Consider the following 20,609-nt stretch of genomic DNA (forward strand, 5'->3'; position numbering starts at 1 on the left):
AGTACCTCCCGTTCGGATCCAAACGTAACATATATGGATCCAACTTCAGCGTGGACTATGGAAGGGCGACAGGATGTCTCGAATGCTCGCGGTTATTGCTGCTACACCCGCGACGCTGCATGACGCAGTGAGTGGAGAACTGCTCGATCAGTGCGCAGTGCTTGCCCGCGTGCATTCCGATGGATGGGGCACAGCGTGGGCCGGCAGCGATGGTTCGCTCAGCGGAAGTCGATCGAACAACGCGCCCGCTAGCGCCGGTGAAATCGCAGCCGCAGGCGCCGAAACCGCCTCAGCACGGTTGGTCTATCTGCGGTTCGCGAGCGCAGAATCCGGACATCACATCGCGGATGTGCAGCCGTTCCTGCGCGGGTCGGTGGCGTTCTGCCACAATGGCGCACTCTCGCCGCGCGAAGATGTGCTGGCGCTCCTTTCACCGGTCGAACGCCGCGAGCTCACGAGCACAACCGACAGCGAGGCGTACTTCGCGCTTGTGAAGCGCATGCTCGAGACCGGGGCGGGCACACCCGCCGAGAACGTTGCCAGCGCGGTGCGCCTGCTTCGACAGAGCTTTCCGGAGGCCTGCCTCAACGCGTTTGTTCTGCACGCGGGCGAGCTGTTTGTCGTGCAATCCCGAGGCGCCGCGCCGACACCGATCGCGGCATTCGAGCGCCGCGGGTTCACTCTCGACACGCTTCCGCCCGGCCACGACGGGAGCTACAACCAGATATCTTTCCGCACGGCGGCGGGCAAAACGATCGTTTCGACCACCGGAGTGGATCAGGCCGGGTGGCATCCGCTCGCTGAAGACACCGTCACGCACTTTCGCGCGGGCTGGCACACCACAATCCGACTATCCGGAGCGCCCTCTGAGCAGTGAACGTTGTCGCCAGTGCCGGCCGACGTACTCGACGGCCTCATCGATCGCGAATGAGCGTGTCGAGTTACCCACACGCACCCAAAGGTCGGTCGATGCGCCGTCTTTCGACTGCGTGACGTAAACCGGTCTCGGTGACGATGGACACGCCACACAGCACACGAGCGCGCCGTTCGCCGCATGGTCGAACTGCACGCGCGGGAGGGCGGCGGCATTTCGGCCCAGAAGCGTCGAAAAAAGGTCGCGCAGCCAGAGTTCGAACCTGTCGGCGTCAGAAACTCGCAACGTTGACAGATCCCGATCCAGACCCAGCGCCTCGCCGTCATCATTGGCGCCGATGACCAGCACTCCGCCGCCGCTGTTCAAGAATGCGGCCACGGTTTTCGCAATAGCGAGCTCCATGCGCGAATCACGCTTGGACTCTCGCACATTCCAGCGCGCCGTCTCTTTGAATTCGACGCGATCGGACTCGCCTGCCGAGAGTACGGCATCGACGTCAACGCGATCCCGAGCCCGCCGTGACGCCGCAAAGAGCGCCGCGACGATAAACGAGATCGCCACACTGAAGCCAAAAGCGAGGAGCAACGGAACCGGAGTCCAGATACGAACTCCCGCAATGAACCATCCCGCTGCGAGAAGTCCGAGACTCAACCCGAGCAGCGACGTCAGCATCATGACGGGCAAAGAGAGCGACAGGCGTCGGCCGAAAATCCACCTGATCAGCAGAGCGATCAGGGCCGCAATGAGTAAAGAACCTGGGATGGCGAGCGCAAACTCGACCATGACGGTGTTCTGAGGCATCCGAGATCTTCCTCAGCGCAGAGCGCCGACGCTTGCAAGCGCCAAGCGCACGAGCGTGCCACGGCCACCTTCCATTTCAGCGGCGAGCGCATCGGATGCCGCCTCTTGCGGTGCCATCCACGTCACTTCGAGGGCATCCTGGCGCGGCTCGCACGTACCCGTGACGGGCACGACAAACGCGAGCGAGACCGCGTGCTGGCGGTCATCGTGGAACGCGCTCACTCCAGGAATGGGGAAGTACTCAGCCACGGTGAACGGCAACGGCTGCGGCGGAAGCATGGGAAATGCCATCGGGCCCAGATCGTTTTCGAGGTGGCGGAAGAGCGCGTCGCGCACGGTCTCGCCGTACCGGACTCGGCCAGACACGATAGTCCGAACCATTTCGCCGAGGGGGGTCGCACGCAGCAGAATGCCCACCTGGGTGACCGCGCCCATGCCGTCGGTGCGCACCGGAATGGCCTCGACATACAGCATCGGCATACGCCGACGCGCTTCGGCGAGTTCGACATCGGTGAGCCAACCGGGGTTCGCCCCTTGGCTCCCAGAGCCGTAGGAGCTCTCCATGCCACGCAACGGATCGTTTGACGCTCCGTTGTCGTTGCTCTCGTTCGGATCGGGGTCCGGGGTGCGCACGGCCATGCCTCCTGTATACCCCACGTTGGACGATAGGCCCGCTTCGCAGCGGCGGCAGTGTCGGTGGTGTTTGACAAGATGTGGGGGTGAGCGAGATAGAAACCCCCGCGATCGACCCCGACGCTGTGCTGTGGTCGGCGCCAGTCGACGAGCATCCTGATTGGCCGTTGCTAGTGCTGCTCCACGGATACGGATCCGACGAGCGTGACCTATTCGGGCTTGTGCCTCAGCTGCCCGACGGATTCGTGATCGCCGCTGTGCGCGCACCTCTTGCACCGCCGTTTCCGGCACCCGGATACTCCTGGTATCCGATCGAAGGCCTCGACGGCCGCGAGCCACAACGTGTCACCGACGCCGCCACGCGCCTGCTCGAATGGATCGCGAACGTTGTCGATGACACAAGGCCGGTGGGGCTACTCGGGTTTTCGCAGGGAGCGGCCGTCAGCATGCAGGCACTGAGGATTCACCCAGAGCGGTTCCTGTTCGCCGTCAACCTGAGCGGCTATGTGACCCCCGGTGATCTGCCGACCGATGTTGCCCTCACTGAGCGGAAGCCCCCGGTGTTTTGGGGCCGCGGCTCGCACGATCAGGTCATCCCCGAGCCGCTGATCGCGCACACGATCGACTGGCTCCCCGCGCACGTCGAGCTCAGCGGCCGGGTCTACGAGGGCCTCGGTCACAGCGTCTCGCAGCAAGAGTTCGACGACGTGGGCATCTTCCTCACCAAGCACCAGACTCCCCCAGCCTGACCTGCCTACGGGCCCGGACCCTGAGTCCTGGACACCACGGTCCCGCACCAGGTCAGTGCTGCGACGCCATGTCCTGTACTTCTGCACTTCTGCACTTCTGCACTCCTGCACTTCTGCACTTCTGCACTTCCGCACTTCCGCACTTCCGCACTTCTGCGTATTGAGACGCCCTGCCCTGCACCGGGTCCCCCAGCCCAGCTTCTCATCTGTTGCCGAAACGCTGGCCCCACGCGCAACACGCCGGGCCGTGGCATCCGCCTGCGGGGTGTTGCGAGCCCAAGGCAGCGTTTCGATGAGCTGCAGGGGGCAAAAGAGCGCGGTTCACAGCTCCGATCCCCAGCACGGGCCTCACGGCAGAATCTCCATCCGGATGCCACGACCCACCACCATAAGCGGGTGTTGGCTGGCCTAAGTCCACCGCCGCCTGCACTAACTCAGGCTCGACGCGGAGCGCTTCGGCACATGTCCGCAGAATTCTCAGGTGCGCGCCCAGCCACGCCGCTGATTTGCCTGCGTTAGTGCGAGGAAGGGGAAACAAGAGCATCAACGTCGGGGACTATACCCCCTTGTTGATTGCAGTGAAGATGACTGAGGGGTCGCCCCAGGGTTCGGACACCGTGCTCGGATGGACGGTATGGCGCACGCGAGCTAGCCCCAGGTTTGGGCCAATGCACCTGCCAGGGCGATCGCGAAACTTTCGGCCGAAAACGGACCATCAGCTCCCACGTAAGCCGAAAGGGTCACAACATTGACCTGGTCGGTGAGCACAAATTCGTTCTCGGAGTCCGCACTCTGGTAAACAGCGATGCCTTCGACATCTGAATCGACTTCGCGCAATTCATCCGGGTTGATATTCCACGCCGCTCCCGGCGTTGCGCGAAAAGTAATATCGACTTCTGTTGAACTGCCTGCGGCTAGTCCTGCCCGGCAGTCCGTAACTCCTAGCTCCTTGTCTTGCAAGAAGAAACCGGCTCGGGGGTAATCGATGTAGCCATACTCTTCGACGTCAATGTCGACTCCTGCGTCGGCAGATATTGATGTCGAAAGATCCGCGCAATCCTCGTTTTGCCACCAGCCGGTGCGATCCTGCATCCACGCCTCGGTGGGTTGCTTTTCGTATCGGGCTTGAATTTCCTCGCCAAGCTCACTCGACCAGGCCTCAACCCCACCATTTGCCATGTCCGGCAGCAGGTTGAATCCCAGCGAGATCCACAGCTCCTCGGACTCCCACTCACTGCCGCAATTCGAGACGTCCGAGCTGCACGAACCGAAATAGGTGTCGCGCATCTCCGCCGACAAGTCAGTGCCATTTATCTGACTCGTCGGACTCGCAGAGATGTGCACGTCACCCGATTCACCTTGCCAGTAGCAGTTGAGACCACCAGTATTAGCCATGCTCAAGCTGTCGCCGGAAGAGTCATACAGGCTGAGCTCGACCCCGACCACGTCGGAAATTTGCTCGTCAGAGAGCATGTTCGCGCAGTCACCGTCGAAGAGCACGGGCGGCTTCTCAGCGGGCCCAATCGTGAGGATCTCCGGGGTAGAACTCGTCGTCGGAGCAGCAGTGCTCGTACTCGGTGTCGTGGACTCTGTCGTTTCGGCAGCGGGCGCGCACGCAACGATACCCAGGCTCAGCGCCAGCACGATCGCGACCCCAAACGAACGTGGAGTCCCACGGCCAATACCTCGAACTCGTGTATACAAAACAGCCCCCTTCAGGCTCTGAAAACGTATCCTCAAGTCACGCTGAGCCCCGGCAAACCCCTCGAGGTGTTGCACAAATGTGACACCCCAGATACGAGCGCAGCCACCTCGCGACACTTCGCCGAAACGCTGCTTCTCCAGCAAACACGCCGGGGTATGGCGTCCGTCAACGGCGCGTCCTCATCGCAGGCAGCGTTTCGGCGATCGTGTGGCGCTGGGCGAGAGAACACTCCGGGTGCGGAATTCATGCTGAGTCGGTTGCGTGCACCAGAGCTGAGCGGTGGAGCGAGGCATCCGCATCTTGGCTGGCTACTCGAACGCAGGCAAAGTCTCAGAACACTTGACCTGGACACGCGGAAATCCCAAGGGTCTCAGCCCGCGCCGATTGCTCTCGCCTGAATTAGTGCAGGGAAACAGAAGCAGGCGAAGTGGGGACGTCGACTCAAGCAGGCGACGAGCCTCCGGCTCGCAGTCTCTTATCGAGTCGGCGCCGCGACGTCGAGCCATGCATCGGCAATAGCCACGGCGAGCTCATCAGAAGATAGGGTGCCGCTTGGGGTTACAGAGAAATTCGCGACGTTGATGCCATCCGTGAGCAGGTACGGGTCGTCCCCTCCGTATCCCGCTGGCACGTCGGACAGAAAAAGACGCGCCCCATCACGACTGAACGAAATCTCTCGAAGACGCCTCTCCTCGGTCGCTTCCCACGCGGCACCAGATCGCGCCCACAGCGATCCGTACCACCCATGCTCTTCGTTGCCACTACGGAGCCAACATGCCGTCTGATGCGAATACAGATCGATCGCATATTTCGCTGCAGACGCCCCGTCGTGGTACCCCTCCGGTTCGCCCGTGACGGCGACTCCGAGACGATCACCGATCGCCTTCGCGAGGGCCTCACAGCTCGCGGTCGGCCACCACCCCGTCTGATCACGGCGCCAAGGCTCGGAATCTTGTGCGGACAAATTCTCAGCGATGATCGGCCCGAGGCGCTGCCCCCACACAGCAAAATCCTCACGCGATATCTCGGCCCCGTAACCCGTCGTGCCAACTATCCACCAGTCGTCGTTCTCCCAATTCCACGAGCACAGGATGGACACACACAGGCCGAGAACGACCTCGACCTGCGTGTCAGCCAGACTAAGTTGATCGACGATAGCGCGCGGGACGATCTCGAGAATGCTCGTTCGATCGCCGATCTGCAGCGTGCATGAGATTCCGCCGCCATTGTGGAGGCTGTCGTCTCGATCCTCGATGGATGCGGACGTCTGGTTCAGCGCATTCGCAGCCTGGGCTTCGGTCAGCACATCTGCACAGTCGCCATCGAACGGCAGCGGCGGCTTCTCGCCGGGCCCGACGGTAAGTATCTCGGGAGTGGCGCTTGTCGCGGGAATGGGACTCGTCGCCGCCGGAGCAGCAGCGCTCGTACTCGGGTCCGCCGACGGGGTAGTTTCGGCAGCCGGGGCGCACGCGACGATGCCCACGCTCAGTACCAGAACGAACGCGACCCCCAACGAACGTGAAACTCCGCGCCCAATACCTCGAACTCGAGTGTGCAAACCAGCCCCTCTCAGCCTCTGAAAACGTATCGCGCAGTCACGCTCCTAGCCGACCGTAGAGCCAAGACGTTGCACAAATGTCACTCCCAGCGCCACCCTCCGGCCCGGTGTCGGTGGCAGCGGGGATGATAGGGATGTGGACAATGTGCTCAACCGGTTTTCCCCTGCCACGCAGGACTGGTTTCGTAGCGCGTTCGCCGCTCCCACCACCGCACAAGCCGGCGCCTGGGAGGCCATTTCGGCGGGTCGAAACGCACTGGTCGTTGCGCCCACCGGCTCCGGAAAGACACTCTCGGCATTCCTCTGGGCGCTCGACCGCATCTTTCGAGAGAAGGATGCCGCCGAAACAATGCCGCAGACAGGGACAGCGCACCAGAAACCAGCGCGCGCACGCAAGAAGCCTGACGACTCCCCGGCCACCCGCATCCTCTATATCTCTCCACTCAAGGCGCTCGGCGTCGATGTGGAGCGGAACCTCCGCTCGCCCCTCGTCGGTATCGGGCAATCGGGCCGCCGCCTCGGGTTGCCGGTTCCCAACGTCACTGTCGGGGTCCGCTCCGGGGACACGACGGCATCCGATCGTCGAAAGCTCGTGACAGCACCGCCCGACATTCTGATCACAACGCCCGAGTCGCTGTACTTGATGCTCACAAGCCAAGCGCGCGAGACTCTGCGGGGCATCCACACCGTGATCATCGACGAAGTACATGCGGTTGCCGCGACCAAGCGCGGGGCGCACCTGGCACTGAGCCTCGAACGTCTCGACAGTTTGCTCGAGACGCCAGCGCAGCGCATCGGATTGTCGGCCACAGTGCGGCCGATCGACGAGGTAGCCCGCTTTCTCGGCGGGTCAGCGCCCGTCGACATCGTTGCACCGCGTGCGACCAAGACCTTCGATTTGTCGGTTGTTGTTCCGATCGCAGACATGCTGCATCCGCCGCCCCCGCCCGGTTCTCCAGCGCCAGAACCCGGAGCAGAAGACTGGTTCGCAAACCAAGGCGAGAGCACCGAAGTCACAGGCTCGGTGTGGCCGCACGTCGAAGAAGCAATCGTCGACCGGGTGATGGCGCACAGTTCCACGATCGTCTTCGCGAATTCGCGTCGCCTCGCCGAACGCCTCACCGCACGCTTGAACGAAATTGCGAGCGAACGGATGGCGCTCGACCTTCCCGAGCCAGCTGTTCCCGCCGCGATCATGGCGCAGGCGGGCGCAACCGCGGGCGCCGCTCCGGTGCTTGCGAAAGCGCACCACGGGTCGGTGTCGAAAGACCAGCGCGCAATCGTCGAAGAAGAGCTCAAGTCCGGCGTGCTCCGCTGCGTCGTGGCCACGAGCAGCCTCGAGCTCGGCATCGATATGGGCGCCGTCGACCTCGTCATCCAGGTCGAGTCGCCGCCGTCAGCGGCATCCGGCCTGCAACGCGTGGGCCGAGCCGGTCACCAGGTCGGTGAAATCAGCCGCGCAGCCCTCTTCCCCAAGCATCGGGGCGATGTGCTGCACACAGCTATCGTGACCGAGCGGATGCTGGCGGGTCAGATTGAATCGCTAGCGGTACCTCAGAATCCGCTCGATGTGTTGGCTCAGCAAACCGTGGCGGCATCGGCCATGGATGCACTCGATGTTGAGGACTGGTTCGAAACTGTGCGGCGGTCGGCGCCGTTTCGCACGCTCCCTCGTTCTGCATATGAGGCAACCCTCGATCTGCTGGCGGGCCGCTTCCCCTCGGACGAGTTCGCCGAGCTCCGTCCACGCCTCGTCTGGGACCGCGACGCGGGAACCCTCACCGGGCGTCCGGGCGCGCAGCGCATCGCTGTGACAAGCGGCGGCACGATTCCCGACCGCGGACTCTTCGGGGTCTTCGTTGCGGGCGAAACGCAGAACGCACGTGTCGGCGAGCTCGACGAAGAGATGGTGTACGAATCTCGCGTCGGTGATGTTTTTACGCTCGGAACAACGAGTTGGCGGATCGTTGAGATCACGCATGATCGGGTCAATGTCACACCCGCCTACGGGCAACCGGGCAAAGTGCCGTTCTGGCACGGTGACGGCATTGGTCGCCCCGCTGAACTCGGCGAAGCACTCGGAAAACTCTCACGCGAGCTTGGCTCAGCTTCGCGACCAAACGCCGAAGCGCGGCTGCGCGAATCAGGCCTCGACGACAACGCCATCGACAACCTGCTGTCGTACCTGGCCGAGCAAAAGGAGGCCACCGGCAGCCTCCCGACCGACAAGAGCCTCACGGTTGAGCGCAGTCGCGATGAGGTCGGCGACTGGCGTGTCATCTTGCATTCCCCTTTCGGCATGCAAGTGCATTCGCCGTGGGCCTTGGCTGTGAACGCTCGGATTCGTGAGCGCCTCGGCGTCGAAGGATCGGCCGTTGCCAGCGACGACGGCATCATTGCGCGCATCCCGGATGCCGAGGCTGAACCGCCCGGGGCTGAACTCTTCGTGTTCGACCCCGACGAGCTCGAGCAGATAGTTACCGATGAAGTGGGAGGCTCAGCCCTCTTCGCCTCGCGATTCCGCGAGTGCGCGGCCCGGGCACTCCTGATGCCACGCATGAATCCGACCAAACGCAGCCCGCTGTGGCAGCAGCGTCAGCGTTCAGCACAGTTGCTGCAGGTCGCTCGTGGGTACCCGACGTTCCCCGTCATCCTCGAAACGCTGCGCGAGGTTCTGCAAGACGTGTACGACTTGCCTGCCCTCTTGCGCATTGCGAGGAGCATCGGTGATCGCCGCATCCGTCTCGTCGAGACCACAACTTCGCAGCCATCCCCGTTCGCGCGCGACCTACTGTTCGGATATGTCGGTGCGTTCATGTACGAGGGCGACTCGCCCTTGGCAGAGCGTCGGGCCGCAGCGCTCTCGGTCGACCCGGCACTTCTGAGCGAGCTTCTCGGCAAGGTCGAGATGCGCGAACTCCTCGACCCGGATGTGATCGCTCAGTTCGAACGCGAAGCGCAGCGACTCGACCCCGCCCGGCATGCCCGCGGCCTTGAGGGTGTCGCAGACCTGCTGCGGCTGCTCGGCCCTCTGACAGCGGAAGAGGTTGCTGCCCGTCTCGAACCTGCCGAGGGCGCCGCCCCAGCGGACGAGACCGCGCCGACGTATGCCGCGGCCCCGAGTCCGGCGCACGTCGCTCTGGCGCGGGCCCACCTCGATGCCCTCGTCACAGCCCGGCGCGCGATCACGGTGAACATCGCGGGAGAGCCACGAGTAGCTGCCATCGAAGATGCCGGACGACTTCGCGACGCCCTCGGTACCGCGTTGCCCGTCGGGCTTCCCAATGCGTTCCTTGAGCCTCTCGCCGATCCGCTCGGCGATCTCGTCGCCCGCCACGCGCGCACCCACGGGCCGTTCCGCGGCGCTGACGTGGCGGCGCGTTTCGGCCTCGGCGCGGCTGTTGCCCGTCTCACATTGCAGCGCCTGGAGTCGCAGGGACGCCTGACGAGCGGCTTCTTCTTGCCCGAGGGTCGCGGTACGGGTGATACGGCCGATGACACCGAGTGGTGCGACACCGAAGTGCTCCGGCGCTTGCGTATGCGTTCACTCGCGGCGATCCGCGGCAGCGTCGAGCCTGTTCCCCCGGATGCCTTCGCCCGCTTTCTTCCGGTATGGCAACACATCTCTCGGCCCCTTGAGGGACTCGACGGAGTCGCGGCGGTTATCGAGCAACTTGCCGGTGTGCCACTGCCCGCGAGTGCGTGGGAATCCCTCGTGTTGCCCTCTCGCGTCGCCGATTACCGTCCAGCGCTGCTCGATGAGCTCACGGCGAGCGGCGAGGTTGTGTGGTCGGGGCACGGCTCTCTTCCGGGACGAGACGGATGGGTGGCCCTCCACCCTGTCGATCTCGCACCGCTGACCCTCACTGTGAGCGAGACCGAGTTCGCGCCCGAAAGCCTTGAGTCCCGTGTGCTGCAGGCACTCGGAAACGGCGGCGCATACTTCGCGGCGCAGTTGCGAGAAATGACGCATGCCGACAACGAGCAAGGCGTTGTCGAGGCACTCTGGGCTCTCACCTGGGCCGGGCGCATCACGAACGACACTTTCGCACCGGTTCGCACCCTGCTCGGCGGCGGCTCGCAGGCTCACCGCACAGCACGGCGCACGCCGCGGTCGCGCCTCTACCGTGCCGCGCGACCGGAATTCGCACGCAACCCCACACCTCCCCCGCGCCCGCCCTCGATCGGCGGCCGCTGGTCGCTGCTGCCCACTCCCGAGGCAGACCCCACCGTGCGTGCAACGACTGCCGCGGGGCTGCTGCTCGATCGCTACGGTGTCGTCACGCGGGGCTCGGTGCAATCCGAGGGCCTTCCAGGTGGTTTTGCTCAGGCGTACCGCGTGCTGTCTGGCTTCGAAGAAGCGGGGCACTGCCGCCGCGGCTATGTGATCGAAAAGCTCGGCGCCGCGCAATTTGCCGCGTCTGCGACGGTCGATCGCATTCGCGAATTCGCGGGCCTCACCGATCCGCCTCCCTACCGCGCCGTGACGCTCGCGGCCACCGACCCAGCCAATCCTTACGGCGCTGCTCTGCCGTGGCCAAGCCTCGACGGTGTTTCACATCGACCGGGGCGAAAAGCCGGCGGCGTGGTCAGCCTCGTCGATGGCGCTCTCACGCTGTACTTCGAACGCGGCGGCAAGACCGCGCTGGCCTTTAGCGACAACCCGCAGCAGTTAGCCGCGGCATCCCGCCAGCTGGTTGAGACTTCGCGCGCTCATCACCTCGAAACCATCACCGTCGAGCAGGTCAACGGTGTCTTCGTGCTGGGCACGCCGGTGGGAGCTGCGCTTCGCGATGCGGGGTTCGTCGAAACCCCGCGCGGACTCACGCTCCGCCGCGTCACCGCGGGCGACACCGCCCTCGCAACAGCCGGGCGCTCGCGTGCCTGAGGGTGACACGGTATTTCGAGCCGCGGCCAGACTGGATGCCGCGCTCAACGGCCAAGAAGTGACGCGCTTCGACCTCCGCGTACCGCAGCTCGCGACGATCGATCTGACGGGCGAGGTCGTGCACAATGTCGTGCCGCGGGGCAAACATCTCTTGATGCGCATTGGCGACCAGACTTTGCACTCGCATCTCAAGATGGAGGGTGAGTGGCACGTCTATCCCCCGGGGGAAAAGTGGCGCGCACCGGCGTTCAAAGCCCGCGCCGTTGTGGGCAACGCTCATGCTGTTGCCGTCGGTTTCGATCTCGCAATGATCGACGTCGTTTCTACTCGCGACGAGGGAGATCTCGTCGACTACCTCGGGCCTGATCCCCTGCGCGACGACTGGGACCCCGCCGAGGCCGCCCGCCGGGTGGTGCGGGACGCGCGACCCATTCATGTGGCTCTGCTCGACCAGCGGAACGTCGCTGGATTCGGCAATGTCTACGCGAACGAGATCTTGTTCGTTCGCGGTGTTCTGCCCGAGACCCCCGCGACGAAGACGGATGCCGCAGCCATTATCGACGTGGGCGCTCGCATGATTCGGGCGAACCGTGGTCGTGCTGTTCGTACGTTCACCGGAGACAGTCGGCGCGGCCAGAACACCTGGGTATACGGGCGGGAGAACCGATCCTGTCGACGGTGCGGAACACGCATCCTTACCGGTGAACTCGGTGCCGATGCCATGAAGAACCGCAACGTGTTCTGGTGCCCGCGCTGCCAGACGTAAGCCTCTGCTCAGTGCCCGATGTATCGACCGGGGCGATGGTTGAGCGCGAGCACGACGTTCAACAGCACTGCGCCCGCGGCGCTCAACAGCACATTCGGCCATGGCACGACGATGAGCGCGGCGGCGATAATCACGACGTCGAAGGCCAGTTGCGTCCAGCCGGCACGGAAGCCGGTCTTCTCCTGCACGAGAAGGGCAATGATGTTGATGCCGCCGAGGCTCGCGCGGTGGCGGAACAGGATCAAGAGCCCGACTCCCGCGAACAGGTTTCCCGCGAGGGTGCAGAAAATCGGGTTGATATCACCGAGAGGCACGAGCACGTGGTTAACCGCTGAGAACAGCGATACCAGCGCGATCGAGATCACGGTACGAACCGTAAAACTCACACCCTTTTTCCACAGCGCGAGCGCCGCAAACGGCAGATTCACAAGACCGAAGATGAGCCAGAACGGCCATGCGGTAGCGAAGTCGACGAGCAGTGCAAGGCCTGCGGTGCCGCCCGTAACCGACCCACTCGACTGCAACAGGTAGATACCGAATGCTGCCGAGAACGTGCCGGTAAGAATGCCGAGAGCATCCTCGAACCAGCTGTGCGCCATCGTGCGCTCGTCGAAGACGAGCGTCGGTGCGGTCGCTGGATCTGCGGTGGATTCGGCATCAGTCACGGGCTCTATCGTGCCACTGCTGCGAACCGTCGGCGACGCACTCTCCGGATGCTCACGCTCACGCGCTCAACCCACGCTCAGCCAAGTCGTTGGTGGGTATGGCACCCTGGCGAGTCGGCGTCGTCTTGTCGCAATCCGATTCGCTACTCACAACGAACAACCAGCAACGGTCGGGAATGAATCCGAAACAATTCCGGTTTCGACATGTGACAACTCGGCAAGGCATGAAAGCCGGAGGAGGGCAACGTGGGTAAGAACTACGTCGACATTGAGAACGAACGCGGCGAAACGCTGCGTTACCGCAAGCACTCGAACGGCCGCGGCCTCATCGCGCATGGCGCAAAGGTTCACGCGAGCGCCATGATCGAAGCGGGTGCATACATCGAGCCCGGAGCCCACGTCGGCCCCGGCGCGCACATCGGACACGGAGCGTGGGTTGAGCACGACGCCACCATCGGACCCGACGTCTTGATCGCCCCCCACGCACACATCGCGTCGCAGGCGGCCATCGGTGCCGGAGCGAAGATCGGCGTGCGTACCTACATCGGTGAGCGCGCCCAGGTGGCAATTGGTTCGCTCATCGGCGACGACGAGACGATTCATGACGGCGAGCACGTGGCGACCGACCGACGCGGGCTCCGCCTAGCGGCGTAACCCTTAGCGCCTCGCTTTATGCGAAGAGAAAGAGCACGAAACCGATAATCGGAAGTGTTCCCTGCGTGAGAGCGGGGCGGAGGTTGCGAATACCCGTCGAAAGCAAGACGAGGGATGCTGCGCCCATCGACGCCAGCGCGAAGAGCACGAGTGTTCTGCCAGCAACGTCGGCAACTGTCGAGTCGCCGCCAACCCAGAACAGCACGAGGCCAAGAGCGGCACCAATCGCGAGGAACAGATTGTAGAAGCCCTGGTTGTACGCCATGGCTTTCGTAGTTTCAGCGGTTTCCGCGTCAGGAAGACCGAAGCGGCGAAACACCTTCGGCTGAGTCCACTGCACGCTTTCCATCACAAAGATGTAGACGTGAAGAAGTGCTGCGAGCGCAGCGAAAACAGTGGCGATAACGGCGAGCATATTCCGACGATAGCGCGCGGGTACGCTGAACGAGTGGCGAACGGACGTAAACACGCAGCCGGCGGGCGCGGCAAGCTGCCCCGCAAGGCGCGTGTGGGGCGTGCCCCGACGCCTGCCCGCGCATCGGTAAAACGAAGCGCAAAGCCCACAGCATCGCCCGCCCCGACACCCGAGGTCATCGGTCTTTTTCGCCTCGGTGTGATTCCCGGCGCGACCCCCGGCAAGTGGATCGATGCGTGGAAAGAGCGGATGCCTCGAGCTCCCCTCGAACTCATCGCACTCGATGTCGCGGCGCAGCGTGCCGCGCTCGATGATGGCCGTGTCGACGCCGCGCTCGTGCGCGTGCCCATCTCGGCTGAGGGGCTGCACCTCATCTCTCTCTACGACGAGGTCGCCGTCGTCGTCACATCTATTGATTCGTCGCTTACGGTCGCCGAAGAGCTCGAGATTTCAGACCTTGCCGGCGAAGTGTACGTCGTGCCTGAAGATGCCGCGCTGAGGCTTGATATTCCGGGGGTGAAAGCACCTCGCTTCGCACCGCCGACAACAACCGAAGATGCAGTTGCAACGGTTGCGGCAGGTGTCGGGTTTCTTGTTGTGCCGATGTCGATCGCGCGGCTCTATCAGCGCAAAGACCTTGCATCCCGCCCTCTCCGCGGTGCCGGCACGTCGACGGTCGCACTCGCTTGGCCCGCCGAACGCACCACCGCGGCCGTTGAAGCGTTCGTCGGTATCGTGCGCGGCCGCACCGCGAACTCTTCACGCGCCTAACCCCGACTAGGCTTTTCGGCATGGCTCGCGCACTCCTCTACGTCTGTGTGCGCCCGCAACGCGATGCGGCAGACGGCGAGTACGAGTCCTTCCGGATTGCAATGGGGCTCGAGCGCTCCGAACTTGCTCGTCACGATCTTGTCGAAGCGCCGCTTTCGTCGGGCGTGTTCGATAGCTACAGCGGGTTCATCGTGGGCGGTAGCCCGTTCAATGTCGCCGACCCCGAATCATCCAAGCCTGCCGCGCAGCTCCAGGTCGAAACAGGCCTCGAGGCAATTGCGGCCGAGGCAGCGGCCGCGCAGACGAGCGCGATGTTCACCTGCTTCGGCATCGGGATCGTGGCCAGGATGCTTGGCACCCCCGTCTCCCGTGCCTACCCCGAAGACACCGGACCGACCACAGTCACCCTCACCGCTGCGGGCGAAGCCGATCCGCTCACCGGCACGATGAGCCCGACATTTACCGCTTTCACTGCGCACAAGGAGGGCGCAGCGACGCTTCCCGACGGAGCGGTTCAACTGGCGACCAACGATGATTGCCCCGTGCAGGCTTTCCGGGTCGGCGACCGCCTGTACGCAACACAGTTCCACCCCGAGCCGACACCGCAGGCGTTCACCGAGCGTATGACGATTTACCGCGACGGCGGCTACTTCGACTCCCGCGACTACGACGCTGTCGCGGCGCGTGTGCTCGCGGCGTCCGTGACCGAGCCGCCCCGGCTCCTCCGCGCGTTCGCGCTGATGTGCGAGAGCAACGACCGTTAAGCCGTGCGCCGCAGCGTCTTCGCGGTGGTTCCGACAACCGGTACCACGAGCACGATGATTGCTACCACGAACGCTGTCACGCCGATGGCGAAGCTCGTCGGCTCTCCCGTGAGTCGCCCCACACCCAACCAGCACAATCCCCAGGTGAGAGCGAGGGCGGGCGCGATCCTCCAGCTGCTCGCGGCAGCGATACCGATGCCAACGATCGCGACGACAACGAGCACGGTAATACCCCAGAAGGTCGCATTCTCTTCGGCATCGGCCGGCAGGTTCTGCGTGAGCCACGCAGTGATGTTCGCGACGGTGGCAAGCGACACCCATCCAAGGTGAAGCCCGGTCGACCCATCAATGAAGAGACGGTCAGCCCACGTCTCAGACGGCATTTTCACGGTACGGCGGAACGTGAGCGCGAGCGCGACGAGCAACAGCACAATCACAACTGCGGTCATGAAAAGTGTCAAGAACTGAGCGGTCAGCAGCCAAAAGCCATTCAGCACCATCGTGAGCGCAATCCACCATCCGATGGCGCGTTGGCGTGGGCGTGAGCGCTGGCCCGGAAGTGCCTGCCACACAGCGAAAGCGATCAGGAGCACATAGATCGCGCTCCAAATCGAAAATGCCGAAGAAGCGGGGGCAAGATAGGACCCATCTGAATCGAGGGCCCCGCCCTGCAGATCCTGCACTGCGGTGCCGCCGAAGGCCCCCACCCCGACGGCCGCGGCGATCAACATGAATGTCGTCGCCGACAGCACGGCGATCTGGCGAACGATATCGCGACGGCCAGCAGACGTATCGGTGGTGCTCATGCCCTCTACCGTACGGACCTCACACCCAATTCGCGTGCTCTTGACAAGCGTATTACTCGTGTTGGGACTCTAAAAAGGTGGACTTAAACGTCGTGAGCGCTTCGTCAATAACATCGTCGAGCTTTAGGTTCTCGCCGTTGTGTGCCCACCATGCGAGCGCAGCGTAGGTCGCCCCTTCAATCGCCGCGACGAACGCCAGCACTCGAACACTGCCTGCAGGTTGAGAAAAAGCCTCAGCAATATGGTTCGCGAGATGAGAACGAGTCATCGCACGAAGATCGGCGCCCCACGCATACACCAGAGGGTTGTCGCTGATCAGGCGCAGACGAAGCCGGGTGATATCGGCGGTTTCGTGGAGCGGCGCTATCGACGCTGAGTAGGCGGCTCTGATCCGCGAAAGCACATCGCCCTCGCCCGCATCGAGCTTGTTGTAGGCAACCTCGAAGCGCGCATCCGCCTCGGTCGCACCCGCCCAGACAAGCGACGCCTTTGAGGGGAAGAGCCGAAAAAGTGTGCGGCGGCTGACCCCGGCAACGACAGCGATTTCGTCCATAGTGACGTCCGCGACTCCGCGCTCTTCGAACATGCGGAGCGCTATCAGAGCGATCGCTTCAGGCTCCGCGTGCGCGGGGCGCCCTCGCCCGCGTTTGGGGGTCACGTTGGCTTCGGTCACTTGTCCAGTATCCCAATACTTTTATGGCACCGAGTGCTAAAATTATAGCCCCAGAGAAATTCCTCCCGAAAGGAGCAATGGAACTATGACTTCTACCGCCATTACAGGCCGCTTTGAAGGAAAAACAGCAGTCGTCACGGGCGCAGGCTCAGGCATCGGCAAATCGATCGCCGAACGCCTCATCGCAGAAGGCGCAATTGTCGTCGCAACCGACATTTCGGCAGAACGCCTCGACGCTCTCGTTACCGCAGTAGCATCCGAGCGACTGCGCACGGTGAGTGGCGATGTCGCCGCCTCCGAAACGATCGCCGCCATCCTGGAAGCCGCCGACGGCGTCGTCGACGCGCTCGCCAACAACGCCGGCATCATGGACGCTTTCGTGCCCACAGCGGAAATTACAGATGAGCAATGGGACCGTGTCATGAGCGTCAACCTGACGGCGCCCATGCGTCTCACGCGCGCCGTCCTTCCCGGCATGATCGAACGCGGCCATGGCACCATCGTCAACACCGCGAGCGAGGCGGGGATTCGAGCCGGAGCATCCGGCACTGCCTACACCGCGTCTAAGCACGCCGTTATTGGCCTCACCAAGAGCACAGCGTTCTTCTACGGACCCAAGGGTGTGCGCACAAACGCCGTCGCTCCCGGAGCGGTCAACACCAACATTGAGGCGCCCTTCAATTCCGCGTGGGCTGGCGAGCGCCTCGGGCCGATCATGGGAACGACAGTTCCCGCTCCAGCCGAGCCCGAGGAACTTGCCGCGGCCATCACCTGGCTATTGAGCGATGACTCAAGCAACGTCAACGGAGCAATTTTGATGTCTGATGGCGGTTGGTCGACAATCTGATCTCTCGACAAATGCGGCGTCTGGTTTTGGCCAGACGCCGCATTTGTTCTGCGTCGATGCGCCTCAGTAGCGCTGACTTGCAAGTACGCGCGCCGACTCGCGTTCGGCTGATTCGTTTTTCTTTCCCGCACGCGAGCCAGCAAGCTTCGCGGCGATGTGCTCTCCGATTGTGACCGGCTCGTAGAGGTCAGGATGCTCCGCATCGACACACGAGGGCAGCGTCGAGATCGTGGCATCCACATTGCCGTCATGGAAAAACGCTACCGATCGGCGTCGCTCGATCGTGCCGTCAATGACCGGAGGCTTTACACGATGGAGCGTCGACATCCACTGCTCGTTTGTCCATCGGCCCGTGACGTCTCCGAGGTTGATGAGCAGCGCATTGTCGGCCGGCTGCACATCGTTCCAGGAACCATCTGTCCCGAGAACCTGCAGGCCAGCTACCTGGTCGGCCCACAGGATCGTAACGATGCCGTAGTCGGTGTGCTCTCCCATGCCGATGAGGTCACCGTCGAGTTTCACGTCAGTGCCCGGAGGAAGGGCATAGTTATTCATTCGCATGACGTCGAGCGAGTGGTCGGTGACGTTCGCGAAGAAGTCGGCGGGGAGCCCCAGAGCGTCAGAGAAGATGCGCGTCATCGCGCGCGCGACGCGGGCAGCTTCGCCGAAATACGTCTGCACCTGCGACTCGAAGCCATCGACATCCGGCCACACATTCGGGGCGTAGTCGGGCTGAGGAAGCTCGGCCATGTGAGGATATTCCGCTGCCCCCGCACCGATGTTGAACGCTTCGAAGAAGTCGTTCATGCGGTTGGCGGACTCGACACCGAGCGAAAGGCTCAGCGATTCGGACTTCGGCGGGCTGTAGCCGCGATTGATCGCGGGCGGCGTGCGGTACGTCTTCTTTTCTTCGAGGCCCAACGCAAAGAACCTGTCGACGGCATCGGTGAGACCGGCGATGACCTCATCGGGGATGCCGTGACCTGTGATCTGGATGAAGCCCACCTCGCGGCACGCGGCATCAATCTGCCGCGCAACCTCGGCGCGGTCTTCGGGTGATCCGTCGCGCACGTAGGGCGTGATGTCGACGAGTGGAACGTTGAATGTCATAGCTACTCCTTGGCAGGAGGTCGCTCAGGGCGACCATGGTGAGTGAGTCAGCCACTTCACGTGTTTCCCACCGCGGTCTCGCCACGGCTCGTGTTGTACATGAACGCTGCCTACAGGTTACGTGCACGACGTTTCATAACGGTTACGAGCGGGTGGGAACCCGCGGGTTGATCAACCGACGACGGCCGCGGTCACGGCGGGCAGCGTGAGCCTGCCGTCCACGATCGCAACGGCCGCGTCTGTGCACAGCAGCACCGAGGTGTCTTTCGCTGCTCGCCAGCTCACAGGTTCATCGCTCAAATTCACGAATACCGAGACATCGCCTCGACCGAGCCGGAACGTGCGACCCGCAACGCTACCTTCGGCACCCTCCCCCGCCTGCGCGGTCAAATGCGCGAGCGCAGGATCTGTGAGCTCAGGACGATCTCGACGCAACCGCGCCAGGCTTCGATAGAGCTTCAACAAACGTGCATGGTCGCCCTCGGCGGCCTCATCCCACACGAGCTTCGACCGCTCGAACGTTTCGGGATCTTGCGGGTCGGGAACGACCGACTCATCCCAGCCCATCTTCGCGAACTCGGCCGTGCGGCCTTTTCGCACGGCTTCTCCCAGCCACTCTTCGGGGTGCGATGTGAAGAACTGCCAGGGTGTTGAGGCGCCCCATTCCTCACCCATGAAGAGCATGGGTGTTCCGGGCGCTGTCATTGTGAGAACTGCTGCCACCGCTAGGCGTCCGTACGACAGCGACTGCGAGAGGCGGTCGCCCGCTGCCCTATTGCCAATCTGGTCGTGATCTTGAGCGAACGTGACAAGGCGCCAGGCTGGCACTGACTCCGGAATCGGGAAGCCGTGCGCGCGCTCCCGGAACGACGAGAACGTTCCGTTGTGAAAGAAGCCCTGCATCCACACTTTCGGCAGCGCCTCGAGCGCTGCGAAGTCTTCGTAGTAGCCCACGGTTTCACCCGTCAGTGCTACGTGAGCCGCGTGATGCCAGTCGTCGCTCCACTGTGCAGTGAGGCCATACCCGCCGGCCTCGCGCGGAAGGATGAGCTTCGGGTCGTTCATGTCCGACTCGGCGATCAGCGTCAGCGGGCGCCCGATGTGGGCACTCAGCGCGTCGGATGCCTCGGCGATCTCTTGCAGAATATGCGCGGGCTGTTCGTCGTGCAGGGCGTGTACGGCATCCAATCGCAACCCGTCGACGTGGTAATCGCGCAACCACATGAGGGTGTTCTCGACGATGTACGAGCGAACCGCGGCCTCGTCGAGGTTGACCGAGTCGCCCCACGTGTTGCGACTACCGTCGCGGAGATACGGCCCGAACTCAGGCAGGTAATTTCCGCTTGGCCCGAGGTGGTTATAGACGACGTCTTGGATGACGGCGAGTCCAGCGTTGTGCGCGGCATCGACGAAGCGCACGTAAGCGGCGGGTCCGCCGTACGCCTCGTGCACCGTGTACCAAGCGACCCCGTCATAGCCCCAGTTCCAGGTGCCGTTGAACCCGTTGACGGGGAGCAGTTCGATGTGAGTGACGCCGAGTTCGATGAGGTGGTCAAAACGGCCGATCGCCGCATCGAGAGTGCCCTCGGGAGTGAACGTCCCGATGTGCAGCTCATAAATGAGTCCACCAGCGAGCTGCCTTCCGGTCCACGCGACGTCGGTCCACATGAAGCTAGCGGGGTCAACGAAAGCTGAGGCTTCATGCACGCCGCGCGGCTGCCGCATCGACCGGGGGTCGGGACGAAGGTCGTCGCCGTCACCGAGCACGAAGCCGTATTCGTCCCCCTCGAACAAGTGCACGGCGGCATTCCACCAGCCGTCGGCACCGCGCGTCATCTCGAGGTCTTCGACAGCGCCCGTTTCTGCGGCGCCGTGCTGCAGCATCCTGAGTCGCACTCGCTCCGCCCGCGGAGCCCATACCTGCATCAAT

18 protein-coding genes are annotated in these 20,609 nt (G+C 63.4%); 8 read left to right on the forward strand and 10 right to left on the reverse strand.

Annotation, left to right across the window (positions count from 1 at the left end; genetic code table 11):
- Positions 1–73 precede the first annotated feature (73 nt).
- A complete protein-coding gene (locus G6N83_RS05065) occupies positions 74–877 on the forward strand; it encodes a class II glutamine amidotransferase (RefSeq protein WP_165139963.1) in 804 nt (267 codons plus the stop codon).
- On the opposite strand, the gene G6N83_RS05070 is transcribed toward G6N83_RS05065, so the two are convergent.
- Positions 851–1,675 carry an AlbA family DNA-binding domain-containing protein gene (locus G6N83_RS05070; RefSeq protein WP_165139965.1) on the reverse strand — a complete coding sequence of 275 codons (825 nt, stop codon included), beginning with the start codon at positions 1,673–1,675 and terminating at the stop codon, positions 851–853. The genes G6N83_RS05065 and G6N83_RS05070 overlap by 27 nt on opposite strands.
- A 12-nt stretch (positions 1,676–1,687) precedes the next feature.
- Entirely contained in the window at positions 1,688–2,314 is a 627-nt protein-coding gene (locus G6N83_RS05075) for an NUDIX hydrolase family protein (protein WP_165139967.1), read from the reverse strand.
- A gap of 80 nt (positions 2,315–2,394) precedes the next feature.
- Between G6N83_RS05075 and G6N83_RS05080 the strand changes: the two genes are divergently transcribed.
- On the forward strand, positions 2,395–3,057 hold the full coding sequence (locus G6N83_RS05080; protein ID WP_375782606.1) for an alpha/beta hydrolase: 663 nt from the start codon (positions 2,395–2,397) through the stop codon (positions 3,055–3,057).
- A 648-nt stretch (positions 3,058–3,705) separates the two neighbouring features.
- On the opposite strand, the gene G6N83_RS05085 is transcribed toward G6N83_RS05080, so the two are convergent.
- Positions 3,706–4,557: a hypothetical protein gene (locus G6N83_RS05085; protein WP_165139969.1), complete on the reverse strand. Its 852-nt coding sequence runs from the start codon at positions 4,555–4,557 to the stop codon at positions 3,706–3,708.
- A 680-nt stretch (positions 4,558–5,237) separates the two neighbouring features.
- Positions 5,238–6,320: a hypothetical protein gene (locus G6N83_RS05090; protein ID WP_165139971.1), complete on the reverse strand. Its 1,083-nt coding sequence runs from the start codon at positions 6,318–6,320 to the stop codon at positions 5,238–5,240.
- A 136-nt stretch (positions 6,321–6,456) separates the two neighbouring features.
- Between G6N83_RS05090 and G6N83_RS05095 the strand changes: the two genes are divergently transcribed.
- On the forward strand, positions 6,457–11,208 hold the full coding sequence (locus tag G6N83_RS05095) for an ATP-dependent helicase (RefSeq protein ID WP_165139973.1): 4,752 nt from the start codon (positions 6,457–6,459) through the stop codon (positions 11,206–11,208).
- Entirely contained in the window at positions 11,201–11,974 is a 774-nt protein-coding gene (locus tag G6N83_RS05100) for an Fpg/Nei family DNA glycosylase (protein WP_165139975.1), read from the forward strand. Before G6N83_RS05095 ends, G6N83_RS05100 begins: the two co-directional genes overlap by 8 nt.
- Before the next feature lie 8 nt (positions 11,975–11,982).
- Here the strand turns inward: G6N83_RS05100 and G6N83_RS05105 are convergent, their stop codons facing one another.
- Positions 11,983–12,573 carry a YitT family protein gene (locus tag G6N83_RS05105; protein WP_165143144.1) on the reverse strand — a complete coding sequence of 197 codons (591 nt, stop codon included), beginning with the start codon at positions 12,571–12,573 and terminating at the stop codon, positions 11,983–11,985.
- 312 nt (positions 12,574–12,885) lie between these two features.
- On the opposite strand from G6N83_RS05105, the gene G6N83_RS05110 reads away from it, so the two are divergent.
- On the forward strand, positions 12,886–13,293 hold the full coding sequence (locus G6N83_RS05110) for a transferase (protein ID WP_165139977.1): 408 nt from the start codon (positions 12,886–12,888) through the stop codon (positions 13,291–13,293).
- A 16-nt stretch (positions 13,294–13,309) separates the two neighbouring features.
- On the opposite strand, the gene G6N83_RS05115 is transcribed toward G6N83_RS05110, so the two are convergent.
- The gene (locus G6N83_RS05115; protein WP_165139979.1) at positions 13,310–13,708 is read right to left on the reverse strand and encodes a DUF1304 domain-containing protein; all 399 of its coding nucleotides are present in this window, start codon (positions 13,706–13,708) and stop codon (positions 13,310–13,312) included.
- Between the two features lie 33 nt (positions 13,709–13,741).
- Here G6N83_RS05115 and G6N83_RS05120 point away from each other — a divergent pair, with 33 nt between their 5' ends.
- A complete protein-coding gene (locus G6N83_RS05120) occupies positions 13,742–14,479 on the forward strand; it encodes a LysR substrate-binding domain-containing protein (RefSeq protein WP_241246291.1) in 738 nt (245 codons plus the stop codon).
- 20 nt (positions 14,480–14,499) lie between these two features.
- Positions 14,500–15,243 (forward strand): glutamine amidotransferase-related protein, encoded by a 744-nt coding sequence (locus G6N83_RS05125; RefSeq protein ID WP_165139981.1) that lies wholly within the window; start codon positions 14,500–14,502, stop codon positions 15,241–15,243.
- On the opposite strand, the gene G6N83_RS05130 is transcribed toward G6N83_RS05125, so the two are convergent.
- Together G6N83_RS05130 and G6N83_RS05135 are read right to left on the reverse strand one after the other, a co-directional pair.
- Entirely contained in the window at positions 15,240–16,049 is an 810-nt protein-coding gene (locus tag G6N83_RS05130) for a tryptophan-rich sensory protein (RefSeq protein WP_165139983.1), read from the reverse strand. The two genes, G6N83_RS05125 and G6N83_RS05130, sit on opposite strands and share 4 nt — an antisense overlap.
- Before the next feature lie 52 nt (positions 16,050–16,101).
- The gene (locus G6N83_RS05135) at positions 16,102–16,722 is read right to left on the reverse strand and encodes a TetR/AcrR family transcriptional regulator (protein WP_165139985.1); all 621 of its coding nucleotides are present in this window, start codon (positions 16,720–16,722) and stop codon (positions 16,102–16,104) included.
- An 85-nt stretch (positions 16,723–16,807) separates the two neighbouring features.
- On the opposite strand from G6N83_RS05135, the gene G6N83_RS05140 reads away from it, so the two are divergent.
- The gene (locus tag G6N83_RS05140; RefSeq protein ID WP_165139987.1) at positions 16,808–17,569 is read left to right on the forward strand and encodes an SDR family NAD(P)-dependent oxidoreductase; all 762 of its coding nucleotides are present in this window, start codon (positions 16,808–16,810) and stop codon (positions 17,567–17,569) included.
- Positions 17,570–17,632: 63 nt separating this feature from the next.
- Here the strand turns inward: G6N83_RS05140 and G6N83_RS05145 are convergent, their stop codons facing one another.
- Both G6N83_RS05145 and treZ read right to left on the reverse strand, forming a co-directional pair.
- Positions 17,633–18,679 (reverse strand): isopenicillin N synthase family dioxygenase, encoded by a 1,047-nt coding sequence (locus tag G6N83_RS05145; RefSeq protein ID WP_165139989.1) that lies wholly within the window; start codon positions 18,677–18,679, stop codon positions 17,633–17,635.
- Positions 18,680–18,850: 171 nt separating this feature from the next.
- Positions 18,851–20,605, reverse strand: coding sequence for a malto-oligosyltrehalose trehalohydrolase (gene treZ / locus G6N83_RS05150; RefSeq protein ID WP_183408413.1), 1,755 nt, complete (start codon positions 20,603–20,605; stop codon positions 18,851–18,853).
- Positions 20,606–20,609 lie beyond the last annotated feature (4 nt).

The sequence above is a fragment of the Microbacterium endophyticum genome (assembly GCF_011047135.1).
Taxonomy (GTDB): Bacteria; Actinomycetota; Actinomycetes; order Actinomycetales; family Microbacteriaceae; genus Microbacterium; species Microbacterium endophyticum.

Excerpts from the sequence above, each read along its gene's own strand:
- G6N83_RS05115 (WP_165139979.1), bottom strand. The coding sequence starts at position 13,708 with ATGCTCGCCGTTATCGCCACTGTTTTCGCTGCGCTCGCAGCACTTCTT.
- G6N83_RS05065 (WP_165139963.1), top strand. The coding sequence starts at position 74 with ATGTCTCGAATGCTCGCGGTTATTGCTGCTACACCCGCGACGCTGCAT.
- G6N83_RS05130 (WP_165139983.1), bottom strand. The coding sequence starts at position 16,049 with ATGAGCACCACCGATACGTCTGCTGGCCGTCGCGATATCGTTCGCCAG.
- G6N83_RS05070 (WP_165139965.1), bottom strand. The coding sequence starts at position 1,675 with ATGCCTCAGAACACCGTCATGGTCGAGTTTGCGCTCGCCATCCCAGGT.
- G6N83_RS05145 (WP_165139989.1), bottom strand. The coding sequence starts at position 18,679 with ATGACATTCAACGTTCCACTCGTCGACATCACGCCCTACGTGCGCGAC.
- G6N83_RS05125 (WP_165139981.1), top strand. The coding sequence starts at position 14,500 with ATGGCTCGCGCACTCCTCTACGTCTGTGTGCGCCCGCAACGCGATGCG.
- treZ (WP_183408413.1), bottom strand. The coding sequence starts at position 20,605 with ATGCAGGTATGGGCTCCGCGGGCGGAGCGAGTGCGACTCAGGATGCTG.
- G6N83_RS05075 (WP_165139967.1), bottom strand. The coding sequence starts at position 2,314 with ATGGCCGTGCGCACCCCGGACCCCGATCCGAACGAGAGCAACGACAAC.
- G6N83_RS05140 (WP_165139987.1), top strand. The coding sequence starts at position 16,808 with ATGACTTCTACCGCCATTACAGGCCGCTTTGAAGGAAAAACAGCAGTC.
- G6N83_RS05105 (WP_165143144.1), bottom strand. The coding sequence starts at position 12,573 with ATGGCGCACAGCTGGTTCGAGGATGCTCTCGGCATTCTTACCGGCACG.